The organism is Rhodococcus sp. GQ147 (assembly GCF_059759155.1).
Genome location: NZ_JCAXDU010000026.1, coordinates 44,926 through 56,729, shown reverse-complemented (window position 1 = coordinate 56,729; position 11,804 = coordinate 44,926). Strand labels below are relative to the sequence as shown.

Below are 11,804 nucleotides of genomic sequence, written 5' to 3'. Positions count from 1 at the left end.
CACCGGCCCGGCTACCCTCGACTCAGCACACCCGGACATGGGGAATTCCATGACGGAAACCCCTGGGGAATTACGCGACGGTCGACACACAGATGCGGATCCTCGGCCAGGCGGGCTGTCACATAGTCGACGAACGGCTCGAACGGGTCGGCGCCGGCGCGTTTACGCACGCCGGGGGTGGTGGTGCCGTTCAGGTAGTTGCGGATGGTGCGCCGGTTTCGGCCGGTGTGCCGGGCGATCGCCGCGATCGTCCAGCCTCGTTTGTGCAGTGCGTGGATCTCCACGTCTTCCTCCCATGTCAACATGAGAAAGCGGGTCTCCTTCGAGTAGCCGGTGCGTGGTCAGAGACCACCAGCATCGAAGGAGACCCGCCCTCATCGGCGGAGCCACACGGGTGAGCACTTTCGGTGAGCAGGACTGAGCAGGATCAATGAGCGCCATCAAACGGTTTGCGGAACGGGCCGAGTTCGGTCGTCAATGCCGTGGTGAGGCCGGTTTTCTCCGCGGTGCGCAGCAGCAGGATCGCGCCGGCATGCGACACGACGCCGGTTCCGGTGGCCGATGCGGACACGTGTGGGTAGGGGGGACGTAGACTTGCTCACCTGAATGAAGGGTGCTCCTGGCTCACGCGATTGTTCAACCTTAGACAAGTCGAATTACCGCAGGTCAGAGCACCTTTCTTTCTGTGTGACACGGGTTGAGGTCGAATTTCCGTGAAAGCCCCGGGTTAGCCTCGGTAACTCGACACTGACCTGGGCGATGCTCGCCACTATGGCAACCGTCGCCGTGGTCATTTCCTTCTTCTTCGGGCGCCGACTGCGGAGAATCGACTCTCTGGAATCGCCGCTGAGCTGAGGTGGTCCTGTCCACAGCCCCACCGTCACCGGCCGTCGAGATCCTTAAACGAGCAAGTTCTGGATTTCTTTGGCGGCTGTCTGGAGCATAGCTCCGAGTTCTGTGCGGAGTTGTTCAGTCATGCGGTGAGCGGGCACGGATACATTGATCCCGTAGTATCTTCCGCTCGGGCTGGTGATGGGAACAGCGACTGACATGACGCCGTCTTCGCTTTCTTCCTGGCTCGTTGAGTATTCGGTTTGCCGAATCGTTTCGAGGGCACGCTCCAGATCGGAACGGGAAATGATAGATCTCTTGGTGAGACCCGGAAGCTCCTCATACGGGTACAGGGCATGCAGTTGTTCCGTGGTGAGTAGGCTCAGCATTGCTTTGCCCGTTGCAGTGCAGTTGGCAGGAAGCATCGCACCTTGACGTGAGGCAACGCGGACGGCACGTTGGCTTTCGATGGCCTCCAGAAAGTGTATGTTCGAGCCTTTGAGCTCGGCAAAGTGCACCGTCTCTCCGGTTGCCTCGAATAACCTTTCCATTGCTGGACGAATTAGCGTTCCGATGTCGACGTGGCGCCGTATGGCGAAGGCGATGGAGCTGAGTGCTTGTCCGGGTTCGTACGCTTTGGTCTGAGGGTTCTGCCGTACGAAACCTCGGTAGAGGAGCATCCCCATGAGGCGATGGGCCGTAGATGACGCCACTCCGAGGTACTTGCTGGCATCGGTGAGCCGGATACTCGGCCGAGTCTCGAAGAGCAGCAACAATCGGAGTGCGTTGTCGACGGATTCGATGGGGTATTGCGGAGGAGGGCCGTATCTGGAGTCGTCCTCCGCCCGTGAGGCGGACATGAGCTTCATGTTACTGACCGGGGGTTCAGTCTCTGTCCGGCTAGGGCGCAGGCCGTCAACGAGGCTCACCAAGTCGTGCGAGTTCATGTCTCCAGGCAGTCTCTGTGTTGAATGCTCCTCCGAGGTCGGGCAGTTCGGCCATATCGGCGTCGGGCAGGTCGACGAGGTGCCCACCAGCCGAAGCCACTTGCAGTGCCAACCCGGACAGGCCGTCCACGCTGATGGCCTGGAGAACTGCTTGCTCGACGGTTTCGGCCGCGCTGGTGAGGCCGTGGCCCCGCAGCACAACAACGGGCCTTGTTCCCATGGCATCGGCCATTTCGGTGGCGAGCCGACGGTCGCGGATGAGTACTCCGCGGGGATAGACGGGCACCCCGTTGGCGGCGAGGCGGGCTCCGGGAATGTCGTACGCCCCTACGATGGGGCGTACTGCAAGCCCTGCCAGGTCGGCGGCAACCACTCGCGGGGGATGAGCGTGTACGACAGCTCGGACGTCTGGGCGGCGCCGGTAAAGCTCGGTGTGCAGCGGCAGTTCATTGGGGACCGTATATCCGCCCCCGAGCTCACCGTCAGCGGCGGGATTGCCGTCGAGGTCCACCATGCGGATGTCTTCGGCTTGCGTATACGCCAGTCCGCGTTCGTACGGGCCGCGACAGCGCACCAGCAATGTGCTGTCGGTAATTTTCAGGCTGATGTGACCCAAGATTCCATCTGCAAGGCCCCGATGGGCCAAGACCCGGCAGGCGAGGGCGATATGTTCCCGGGTGACGCTCTCGGTCTGGGGCAGCAAGTTTCCGGGTGTCATGACGCCCTCCTCGGCGGTGGCTCCAACTGGGGTTCGAGCTTGGCGCGCAGATCCTGCACCGTGATGCCCCTGGCCATGCCCAGTCGGCAGGCAATGAGGGCTTTGGGCCAGTTCACGATGGCTGCGCCCCGGACGGTGGTGCCGTCGGTGGTGTAGAGGGCGGCGAACTTGCCGTGGACCTGCGGGTGTCCGATGAGGACGTGGTCGACATTGCCTCCGACGCGTCCCACGACCTGGATTTTCCAGTCGTGCTGGTCGCTCCACACGTATTCAATGGGCGTGTAGGCGCGCGGCTGTTCCGGATGGATGATGTTGTAGGCCACGCATGTGGCTTGTTCCACCGCGTTAGTCCAATGTTCAGTCCTGACGTCCTCGCCGTGCTTCTGGTGGCGCCAGCGGGCTACGTCGCCGACGGCGTACACGTTCGCGGCGTCGAGGGCTTGGCAGTACTCGTTGAGCACGACCCCGTTGTCCACGAGCAGGCCGGATGCGCTGAGCCAGGAGTCGTTGGGGATGACGCCGATACCGATCAGCACGGTGGCCGCCTGAACGCTCTCACCGTTGGTCAGGTGGAGGAAGAAGTTGCCCTCCTCGCCTTCGATAGCTTCCACTCCGGTGCCGAACATGGTGTTGACCCCGTTGTCCTGGTGAAGGTCTGCGAACCACTGGCCGATCTCAGGGTTAAAGAGGCGGCTCATGGGCACCGGCACCGGGTCGATGACGGTGACCTCCAATCCCAGGCCGCGGGCGGTGGCTGCCGCTTCGGCGCCGATGAACCCTGCCCCGATAACGGCCAGCGCCCCACCCCGGAGAAGGTCCCCACGTAGTTCGCGGGCGTCCTCAAGGGTGCGCAGCACGTGGATCCCTGGAGACTGGCCCCAGGGGGAGGGGCGGGGTGATGCTCCGGTGGCAATGACGAGGTTGTCGTAGCGAAGGGGGTCGTGCCCTTCGAGCTTCAGCAGGTTCTCGGCGACGTCCAGATCGACAGCGCGGTGTCCCAGCAGGAGTTGGATGTCCTCGGCATCGGCCTGCTCCTGGGTCAGCAGCCGGATGGAGTCCTCGTCGGCGGATCCCGCAAGAACGGATTTCGACAGGGGCGGTTTGTCGTAGGGGAGTTCGGTCTCTTCTCCCACGAGGATGATCTCCCCCTTATAGCCTTCCCGGCGGAGGGACTGCGCGGTGCGCACCCCGGCGATGGAGGACCCGACGATGACGGTGATCGGACTCATTCGTCCTCCACCACCAGCGCGGAGACCGGGCAGCTGCGGGCAGCTTCGATGACGCGGGCGCGGTCGGCTTCGGGGACCTCGGTCTGGAGCAGTACGACGATCCCGTCGTCGTCCAGATCGAAGTAGTCAGAGGCTCCGACAATGCAGTTTGCATACCCCTGACAGGCGCCCAGGTCAGCTCTGATTACAGGCATGGTCACATACTTTCGTGAGGCGGTGATGCTGTGGCAGTTAGGAGTGTCTATTCTTCTTCGGTCACTAGCGGCCCGAAAGGGTGGCCGATCATGGCCGAGAACGTGTCTGGGGCCTGCCAGGTCAGGGACTCCAGTTCCAGCGGACAGAGCGTTACCCACTGGCCCGAACGAGGAGATTGAATCATCAGCCGCGAACCGTTGCGGGTCTCAATGCGGGTGACCTGGACCTCCGAGAACTCGTTGGCGATCACGATCGGCGTTCCGGTGACGTGCTCTTCGAGCCGACGTCGTTCCTCGGTGGCCCGAATCGCCGCGAGGCGGTCTTCCTCCTCGCCTTCCCATTCCAGCTTCATAGGAAGATAGCCAGATTCTGCATGCGGATGACCGACTCGTCGACCATAATGGTGCGCCGGGCCAGCTCCCACCCGGACCTTGATGAGGTACGGCGGAGGAGGTCCTCGCGTCCTGCGGAGACAGTGGAGGATTCGCCCACGTCACCACGGCTGCGGAAGAGAAGAACCGCCGAGTCCACGATGATTTCGTCGGGGTTGGGGGTGCGGAAGGTGCGCACGTTAGTGATGTAGTGGCGTAGCCGTGATGGGGGGTCTTCAGTCCAGGCGTGGTCGGTGGCGAAGCGGGCCACCCGGCGGCTGAGCGAGTACTTGTTCTCGTCCCAGTGCGCCATTCCAGGCGAGGTGGTGTATCCCGCGCCCAGGGCAGTGGTGACGCGGACGGGCATGATGTAATGAACGTCATCGGCGATCCGGGAGAGCCATTCGCTGTAGTCTTGGGCGTCCAACAGGTATGCCTCATCGATCAGCCAACGATGCGCCTCCAGGTGAAGTTCATCGTTGAAGGGCAGGGTCTGCCCCGTCCGCTGGGTACGCGGGGCGTGGGCTCCCAGCGCCGACTGCTCGGAAAGCGTCGAATTCTCGTTCTCGTGTGCCGTTCCAGCACTCATGATCAGACCTCCTCGTGCAGGGTCGCAGCGGGCACGGTCTCTGCGTTACTGCTGGCCGGGCGGGGGGCCCCCGGTCCGGCGGCCGGTGGCGCCTCCACCAGGTCCGAGCCCACGTGCGCCTGCGCTGCGGCTACTGCCGGACGCTCGAGGTGATCGGCCCATCGGCGCAAAAACTCCCGCTGGTTGTACTCGCTGTATCCGATACGGGTGGAGCCGGGTCCCGAGTATTCCTCGGGGGACAGGGCCTCGACGACGTTCTCGCCGTTCTCGAGCATGCCCATCCGGCTGTTGAGCAGCAGACGCCGTGCCATGGAGCCGGCGGCAGTATTGGTGAGGGACACCCAGTTCTCGACGTCGTCCTGTTCGAACATGCCGCCACTGCCGAAGCACATGAGATATGCCTTGTAGGAGAGCGCTTTGTACTCCTCCGGCGCGTTTTTGTCGACGGCGAACCACGAGAGGACTTCCGTCTCGTTCTCGCTGATTGGCTGCCACACGCGGATGGAGATGAAGGGGAGCACCTCGTCGGAGCCCTCTTCGACCCGCGGCCAGTTGTGCACGAAGCTCATGTTCGGGAACAGTGAGGCCGCCGAGATCATGAACCCGTCCTTGCCGACTACGTCGAGCTGCTCCTGGGTCCACTGCTCCTTCATCCGGGCGATCATCTCGTCCGGGTAGCCTACGTAGCGCAGGCGCTCCTCCAAGCTACCTTCGGGCAGCTTGTAAGTGGTGCCGCCGCCGTTGCCAGCCCAGTACGTGGTGCCGTCCTTGCGTTTCTCCGCCTTGGGCTCGCGGAAGAGGCCAATCTCCACCACCGAGGTGTGGGTCTGGGGCGTGTGGTACATGTCCCCGGCGAAGTTCTCGGCCCCGATCTTCCAGTTCGCCTTGATCCGCCAACGCTGAGGGCCACGCAGCTCGATGCCGTCTGCGCTCTGCTTCGTGTAGTAGTCGAGGTAGAATTTGAAGTCCCCTAGGAACTCCTCCAGGGGCTCGGCGTCCGGGTCCATGCTGATGAAGATCAGACCGTTGTACGTGGCCAGCGAGGGAGCTGGCAACAGGGTCTGGCCCTTCTTCTTGAAGCCTTCCTCCCCGCCGTATGCCTCCTTGTGAAACGGCAGGCCAACGAGGCGCCCGTCATTGCGGTAAGACCAGCCGTGGTACGGGCAACGGAAGTGGGAGGCATTGCCCATCTCTGCCCGGCAGACCTGCATGCCCCGGTGGAGGCACATGTTGAACAGGGCCCGGACCTCGCCCTTTTCGTCCCGAGAGATAATGAACGAGTCTTTGAGGACTCTGCGGACCACGTAGTCGCCAGCCTCGGGGACCTCCGACTCGTGGGCGACGAATAGCCAGCTGCGGCTGAAGAGACGCTCTTTCTCGAGTTCGAAGAGCTCTTTGTCGTTGTAGATATGTGCAGGGATCATGCCCTGCCGTACGTCCTCGAGGACGCCGTGGTGGTCTGCCATGGGAGAGCTCTTTCTCGATCATCGATCAGTCAGTCTGTAGAGCAGAGGGTCACTCTGTCGTGAAGAGGTTTCCGCATTTTGTGATCTACGTCAACCCCTCCCACTCTTCGTGCCAGGTACGGGTGGGTGCGGCAAGGGTTAGTGGCCGTTTTCGGGGGAGTCGGAGTCGCGGGCGGCGTTCTCTCCGCGGTCCAGCCTCGCTAGGGCGGCCATTTCCTCGGCAGTCAGGGAGAAATCGAACACCGAGATGTTCTCGACCAGCCATGCGGGTTTGGCGGCCTGCGGGATCGGGACGATTCCTTGCTGGACGTGCCAGCGGAGCAGAACCTGCGCCGGAGTCTTTGCTGTCCGTTGCGCGATCTGCACCACGATGGGGTGGTCGCGCAGTCCCGATTCGCGACCAATAGGGCTCCAGGCTTCGGTGATGATGCCCAGGTCCTGGTGCACTGCCCGCGCGGGTAGCCGTGCGAGATCGGGGCTGAGCTGGATCTGGTTCACGTCGGGAACCACGCCGGTCGCGGCAATGACCTTCTCCAGATGGTCCGGCTTGAAATTGGAGACACCGATCGCTTTGACCCGGCCTTCGTCTAGGAGCTTGACGAGGCCTCTCCATGCCTCGGTGTACTGGTCCAAGGCCGGCACGGGCCAGTGGCACATGAACATGTCCAGGTAGTCCAGGCCCAAGGCTTGGAGACTACGGTCGTAGGCCCGCTGCACACCGTCGACGCTGTGGGACTCCTTGTTGAACTTGCTGGAGACGAACAACTCTTCACGCGCAACGCCTGCCGTGCGGACGCCGCGTCCTACCGCGTCTTCATTGCGGTACTGGAACGCGGTGTCGACGAGCCGGTAGCCGCTTCGAATGGCGTAGCGGACGGCCGCTTCGCACTCTTCCCCCACTAGTGGCCAGGTGCCCAGACCTAGATGCGGAATGCTATGCCCGTGCCTCAGGTGGAGCCTCGGGACCGTTGCGGGGTCATTGCTTGGATGGGTTTCCGTCGTCATGGATATCCTCTCGTCAAAACGTTTCCCGTCGCCGGAGGCAAGCAGCGCGAGCTTTAGGTCTTTGCCGGTCAGACGACATCTTTGTTGGACCTCCAGGGGGTTGCGGCCGGGGTGATGATGAACAGGCCCGCGGCCAGCAGGGCCGCGGTCACCGGGGTGAGGGTGACCAGCCCGGCCATGGCCAGCGGTGAGAGGAAGAGCGCCGTGGCGCGGAAGGTGCCTGTTAGTGCTAGCGCGTCTCCGCGTTCTTCTGGGTGCACCATCTCCGCTGCGATGGCCGGACCGACGGTCTGCAGGACCCCGGCACCGATGCCGGAGATGGCCAGGGCAGCGGCCACCGGGACAGTCAGACCGGAAAACGGTCCCACTGCGGCCAGTCCCAGTCCTGTCATGATCATCCCGATGACCAGAGACGCCCTGACGCCGCGGCTGCGGACCCACCCGCTGACGGTACTGCCGACGAGAACGGCGGCGTTGGCGATAGACAGGAGGATGCCGATGACTGCAGCTGGTTGGCCTGCCAGGGACAGGGCGAGAGGGACGTAGGAGTCCAGAAGGCTTTTCCAGGTCCCTGCGCCTGTGTTCATCCAGCAGGCCACGTTGACACCGGGTCGTCGCCACAGACGGACGTCGCTGCCGGTGAGCGACGAAGGCCTGGCCGCGAACGGGGGAAACCTGATCAACAAGGCCGCGGGGACGACGGCGACGGAACCTGCGACGATCCCCATTATGAGCGGTAGCTCCACCGAGGCCTCCCAGAAATATCCGGCCACCGTGGGGCCGAGAAGCGCACCGATTCCCGCCGCCAGATTGACGTCCCGGAGGCCACTGACCGGTGCGGCGGATGTGCGAACGGCGTGGGTCTGGCTGCTGGTCCAGAAGAACGCCCGGGCTATTCCCTGGACCAACTGGGACGCGACAAAAAACACGACCGCGGGAGAAATCGCGAGCAGTGCGCACGAGATCGCGATCATCAGCCCGGATCCCACGAGGAAGAATTTGTCCGGAATCCGGCGCATCAACGCGCCCATGTACAGGCGGGTGATCAGCTGTGCGATGGCAGCCACGGCGACCAGCAGCCCGATCTCACTGGGGGTGTAGCCCGCATGCACACCCAATAGAGGGACGACAACGGACAAAGTGCCCAGCGCGAAGCTGAACAAGATGATGGCCAGCGCGCTCAAGGCCCTGTCACAGTTGACGGAGTCCATGTGCCTTCCCGAGGTGGTAACTCTTTCGCATAGACGTTCTCAGCGATCCACCGATCGATGCACTGGCCGATGAGCTTTCGTCACCGGTGTCCGTATACGGCGTCTCTACTGGCGGACATGCTGGAGGTAGGCGCTGGCGTCCTCAAGGCTCACGACGTCACCGTACTTGTTGTCGATGTCGAAGAGGCTTGCCAGGTGTGGCAGCTCTGCCCTGTCTCCCACGCCCTCCTCCACAACGACTGTGTGGAACCCGTAGGAGCACGCGTCCACAGCGGTGGCGCGGACGCATCCGCTGGTCGTGCATCCGAGGAGGATCACCGTGTCCACGCCCCGGGAGATCAGACGAGCTGCTAGATCGGTACCGAAGAAACAGGACGCGTATTTCTTGACCAGCAGCATCTCGTTCTCGCGACGACCCAGTCGCTCATCCAGCTCCACCCACTCGCTTCCCTCCACTAGCCAGCTGTTGGAAGGGATCTTGCGGATCCATTTGCCAGCCTCCTGGAGGTCCGCATCATAGGCGACCGTCGAGAAAACACATGGTCAGTGGCGTCGAGGTAGGCGGCATCGCGTAGGGCCGCCTCGAGGGCCCGGATATAGGGAAGGCGCAGTTCGGCAGCCATGCCCTCGAGGGTGGTCCGGGCCGCTCAGCGATCGGCCATTGCGGCTGCCACCCCTCCAACCGAGAGCGCGAGCGGAGAGAACCTGCTGAACGGCGCAGCCGGCCGCTAACGTCGGTGGTAGCACGTTCACGAACCGGGGCACAGGGCGTACCGGCCACCGTCGCCCGACGGAGTTCGTTCTCGAACGCGGTTGCCACCGCGTCCGGCGAAACTCCGTCGGTCACCGGCCGCGCCGCGGCAGCGATGGTTCGTCCACCAGGGGGTCGGAGACGGTGATGGCCCGCACCGGGCAGCTCGCGGCGGCCTCGAGCGCTAAGGCGCGGGTGCGGGGGCCACCGTCAACAGGCTCCAGAACGACGGCGACGCTTCGCTCGTCATCGAGGTCGAAGAGCTCGGGCGCGGTCACAACGCACGAGGCGAAGCCCTCACACCGCTCGAGGTCCACCGTAATTTTCATCATGTTCATCGTCCCTCCGTGGTTAAGTCATGGGCAGTCTGTTCGGCGGCGAAGCGCCGCATCGGATCGATCCTGAGCGCACCGGCCAGCTGCATGATCAGCAGTGGGTGGGCGCCCCTTTGATGGAGGGTGACCAGGTCACCATCCAGGACGGCCGCAAGATCGGCCAGCCGTACGCCTGCGAGGTCGGCCGCGAGATGGCCCGACTCTTCCGCAATGGAACGAAACTCCGGATCCCGGACGACCCGGCGGATGACCTGGTCCAGGGGTAAGTTCACGGTTCCTCCTCGGGGGCCAACCGAGCCAGCGCGATCCCGGTCGCCCAGTCCGGGACGGACTCGTATGCCAGGACGACCCCTCTCGGCCCACGGGCCGTCCGCTCACGCTCCGACACTCCCCAGCCCTCCTGACTGGACGCGGCGGCCATCGCGGTGACCCAGTTGCAGATCTCCGGGGCACCATTGCCGGCCTCAGCGAGGACGTCGGCGGTCTTCATGGCGAGGATCGCGCCGAGGTCCCCTGCGCGCACGTGCTGCAGGAACCGCTCGTCGAAGGCGGAGTTGATCTGACCCATCTCCGGCGTGCCGACCCAGTGGGAGAGCCCGCCGGTCCCGAGCACGACCACTGTTTCGGCTGCGGGCCGCCGCGTAATGACGTCGCGCAGCAGTTCCCCCAGTTGGGCGCTGCGCCACAGGGGTGGCAGAGGCTCGGTGTTGGCGTTCTGGAACACCGGGACCACCGGGATGTCCATCTCTGGTCGGATCAGGGTCAATGGTGCCATGAACGCATGGTCGATCTTCGGGTTGGCGGAGAACGCGAGGTCGAACCCGGCGGCCACCCCTTCGGAGAGCAGCTGGGCAGCGAAGGCGCCAGCAAGTGGGACCTCGGCGCTGGCCACTCCTCCATCGCCCCAACCGGTGGCTATCTCTCCGATTCCGACGCAAATCTGCGGAAAGCTGTCGTAGCTGAAGGATGTTAGGTGCTCGCTGCTGACGACGACGAGCACGTCAGGGGACAGCCGGTCAATTTCCGCACGCACCTGAGCGAAGGCCTGATGGACTGCGGCGTGCACGTCGTTGTCCGGTTGGAGCTTTCGGATCATCATCGCCGTGTGGGACGTCGCGTACGCACCTACCAGCCTGCCCATCAGCGGGCCGCCCGTTGCCGGTTGGTGGCCGGATCCGTGGGGCCGCCGTCGCCGTCGGTGCGCCCACCTCGGCGCCCCGCGGTGACCGAACGCAGGAACCCGCCGACGACAGCGTGGAATTCCGCCGGCTTCTCGAACTGCGGCCAGTGACCGGCGTCCTCCATCAGACGGAACGTTGCATCGGGAATGATCCGGCTGGCCGCCTCCCCCACCGGCCACGGCATGGTCGGGTTCTGCCGGGTCCACAGCACGAGCGTCGGGCAGTTGATCGTCGCGAGCCGCTCGGCGGTCAGCAGTTCCTCCGGCCGGGGCCGGGAGGTGAATGCGGCGACCATGTCACCGGCGGTGGCGGCGAAGTCCGGGCTGGCGTAGATCCGGTACCGGGTCTCCACCAGTTCGTCGGTGACCACGGACGGGTCATGGACCAGCCATTCCAGCCGAGTCCGGACCTTCTCCCGGGTCGGGGTGTCCAGAGCCTTGGTGGTAGCCTCCGCGACCTGCCGGCCGACGTTCTCGGTCAGCGTGGCACCGTCGGCGTCCACCTGCAGCCCCGCCCCGGTGACACTGACGAGCGAGGCGACCCGCTCGGGGTGGTGGACGGCGAGAAACGCCGCGACCCAGCCACCGAGAGACTGCCCGACCAGGTGGGCTCGCGAGGCGCCGATCTCGTCGAGGAAGCCGAGCACGTGCTCGGCGAGCGCGCGGATCGAGTACTCGATCTGCGGCTTGTCGGTGAAGCCGTGACCCAGCATGTCAATGGCATGCACGCGGAAGTCCCGGCCGAGGACGGCGATGTTGCGCACCCAGGTCTCGGCGTGCCCGCTCACGCCGTGCAGCAGGACTACCGGCTCACCGGCGCCTGCCTCGATGCTGCGGGTGCGGTAAGAGCTCGCCTGGCGGTACCGGACCTCGGTTCCCAGCAGGTCCACCCAGAACGAGTTCCCCTGGGGCTGGGCCATTCCCCCTTCAGTCCTCGTCACGTTGAGGCTCCTCTCTGTTCGGTCGTGCGGGATGG

The 11,804-nt window shown here is 64.2% G+C and carries 13 protein-coding genes and 3 pseudogenes; 1 reads left to right on the top strand and 15 read right to left on the bottom strand.

Annotated elements, in window-relative coordinates; genetic code table 11:
- Positions 1–89: 89 nt before the first annotated feature.
- The 13 genes and pseudogenes from AC6CID_RS22770 to AC6CID_RS22710 form a co-directional block, all read right to left on the bottom strand.
- Positions 90–305 (bottom strand): annotated as a pseudogene (locus AC6CID_RS22770) (helix-turn-helix domain-containing protein); the annotation flags it as partial.
- 140 nt (positions 306–445) lie between these two features.
- Positions 446–602, bottom strand: a pseudogene (locus AC6CID_RS22765) (IS1380 family transposase); the annotation flags it as partial.
- A 297-nt stretch (positions 603–899) separates the two neighbouring features.
- Entirely contained in the window at positions 900–1,700 is an 801-nt protein-coding gene (locus AC6CID_RS22760) for an IclR family transcriptional regulator (RefSeq protein WP_498354536.1), read from the bottom strand.
- Positions 1,701–1,746: 46 nt separating this feature from the next.
- Positions 1,747–2,496 carry a 3,4-dihydroxyphthalate decarboxylase gene (phtC, locus tag AC6CID_RS22755; protein WP_464743266.1) on the bottom strand — a complete coding sequence of 250 codons (750 nt, stop codon included), beginning with the start codon at positions 2,494–2,496 and terminating at the stop codon, positions 1,747–1,749.
- Positions 2,493–3,725, bottom strand: coding sequence for an NAD(P)/FAD-dependent oxidoreductase (locus AC6CID_RS22750; protein ID WP_418345994.1), 1,233 nt, complete (start codon positions 3,723–3,725; stop codon positions 2,493–2,495). Before AC6CID_RS22750 ends, phtC begins: the two co-directional genes overlap by 4 nt.
- Positions 3,722–3,919, bottom strand: a complete 198-nt coding sequence (locus AC6CID_RS22745) for a ferredoxin (RefSeq protein WP_498354534.1) — start codon at positions 3,917–3,919, stop codon at positions 3,722–3,724. The genes AC6CID_RS22750 and AC6CID_RS22745 overlap by 4 nt, the downstream gene beginning before the upstream one ends.
- A 47-nt stretch (positions 3,920–3,966) precedes the next feature.
- Positions 3,967–4,272: a hypothetical protein gene (locus AC6CID_RS22740; RefSeq protein ID WP_019287427.1), complete on the bottom strand. Its 306-nt coding sequence runs from the start codon at positions 4,270–4,272 to the stop codon at positions 3,967–3,969.
- Complete coding sequence (locus tag AC6CID_RS22735) at positions 4,269–4,880, bottom strand: 3-phenylpropionate/cinnamic acid dioxygenase subunit beta (protein ID WP_498354533.1); 612 nt, start codon at positions 4,878–4,880, stop codon at positions 4,269–4,271. Before AC6CID_RS22735 ends, AC6CID_RS22740 begins: the two co-directional genes overlap by 4 nt.
- A gap of 2 nt (positions 4,881–4,882) precedes the next feature.
- A complete protein-coding gene (locus tag AC6CID_RS22730; RefSeq protein WP_019287425.1) occupies positions 4,883–6,346 on the bottom strand; it encodes a Rieske 2Fe-2S domain-containing protein in 1,464 nt (487 codons plus the stop codon).
- Between the two features lie 138 nt (positions 6,347–6,484).
- A complete protein-coding gene (locus tag AC6CID_RS22725; protein WP_498354532.1) occupies positions 6,485–7,351 on the bottom strand; it encodes an aldo/keto reductase in 867 nt (288 codons plus the stop codon).
- Between the two features lie 68 nt (positions 7,352–7,419).
- Positions 7,420–8,562, bottom strand: a complete 1,143-nt coding sequence (locus AC6CID_RS22720) for an MFS transporter (RefSeq protein ID WP_498354531.1) — start codon at positions 8,560–8,562, stop codon at positions 7,420–7,422.
- A 105-nt stretch (positions 8,563–8,667) separates the two neighbouring features.
- A pseudogene (locus tag AC6CID_RS22715) lies at positions 8,668–9,087 on the bottom strand (isochorismatase family protein); the annotation flags it as partial.
- Positions 9,088–9,405: 318 nt separating this feature from the next.
- Positions 9,406–9,651: a ferredoxin gene (locus AC6CID_RS22710; RefSeq protein ID WP_193904003.1), complete on the bottom strand. Its 246-nt coding sequence runs from the start codon at positions 9,649–9,651 to the stop codon at positions 9,406–9,408.
- 20 nt (positions 9,652–9,671) lie between these two features.
- Between AC6CID_RS22710 and AC6CID_RS22705 the strand changes: the two genes are divergently transcribed.
- Positions 9,672–9,914, top strand: coding sequence for a hypothetical protein (locus AC6CID_RS22705; protein WP_193904004.1), 243 nt, complete (start codon positions 9,672–9,674; stop codon positions 9,912–9,914).
- A gap of 2 nt (positions 9,915–9,916) precedes the next feature.
- Here the strand turns inward: AC6CID_RS22705 and AC6CID_RS22700 are convergent, their stop codons facing one another.
- The gene (locus tag AC6CID_RS22700; RefSeq protein WP_193904005.1) at positions 9,917–10,789 is read right to left on the bottom strand and encodes a DODA-type extradiol aromatic ring-opening family dioxygenase; all 873 of its coding nucleotides are present in this window, start codon (positions 10,787–10,789) and stop codon (positions 9,917–9,919) included.
- On the bottom strand, positions 10,789–11,769 hold the full coding sequence (locus AC6CID_RS22695) for an alpha/beta fold hydrolase (RefSeq protein ID WP_482127702.1): 981 nt from the start codon (positions 11,767–11,769) through the stop codon (positions 10,789–10,791). The genes AC6CID_RS22700 and AC6CID_RS22695 overlap by 1 nt, the downstream gene beginning before the upstream one ends.
- Positions 11,770–11,804 lie beyond the last annotated feature (35 nt).

Bases quoted from the DNA above. Each gene is read 5' to 3' on its own strand.
- AC6CID_RS22760 (WP_498354536.1), bottom strand. From the start codon at position 1,700: ATGAAGCTCATGTCCGCCTCACGGGCGGAGGACGACTCCAGATACGGC.
- phtC (WP_464743266.1), bottom strand. From the start codon at position 2,496: ATGACACCCGGAAACTTGCTGCCCCAGACCGAGAGCGTCACCCGGGAA.
- AC6CID_RS22750 (WP_418345994.1), bottom strand. From the start codon at position 3,725: ATGAGTCCGATCACCGTCATCGTCGGGTCCTCCATCGCCGGGGTGCGC.
- AC6CID_RS22745 (WP_498354534.1), bottom strand. From the start codon at position 3,919: ATGCCTGTAATCAGAGCTGACCTGGGCGCCTGTCAGGGGTATGCAAAC.
- AC6CID_RS22740 (WP_019287427.1), bottom strand. From the start codon at position 4,272: ATGAAGCTGGAATGGGAAGGCGAGGAGGAAGACCGCCTCGCGGCGATT.
- AC6CID_RS22735 (WP_498354533.1), bottom strand. From the start codon at position 4,880: ATGAGTGCTGGAACGGCACACGAGAACGAGAATTCGACGCTTTCCGAG.
- AC6CID_RS22730 (WP_019287425.1), bottom strand. From the start codon at position 6,346: ATGGCAGACCACCACGGCGTCCTCGAGGACGTACGGCAGGGCATGATC.
- AC6CID_RS22725 (WP_498354532.1), bottom strand. From the start codon at position 7,351: ATGACGACGGAAACCCATCCAAGCAATGACCCCGCAACGGTCCCGAGG.
- AC6CID_RS22720 (WP_498354531.1), bottom strand. From the start codon at position 8,562: ATGGACTCCGTCAACTGTGACAGGGCCTTGAGCGCGCTGGCCATCATC.
- AC6CID_RS22710 (WP_193904003.1), bottom strand. From the start codon at position 9,651: ATGAACATGATGAAAATTACGGTGGACCTCGAGCGGTGTGAGGGCTTC.
- AC6CID_RS22705 (WP_193904004.1), top strand. From the start codon at position 9,672: ATGGGCAGTCTGTTCGGCGGCGAAGCGCCGCATCGGATCGATCCTGAG.
- AC6CID_RS22700 (WP_193904005.1), bottom strand. From the start codon at position 10,789: ATGGGCAGGCTGGTAGGTGCGTACGCGACGTCCCACACGGCGATGATG.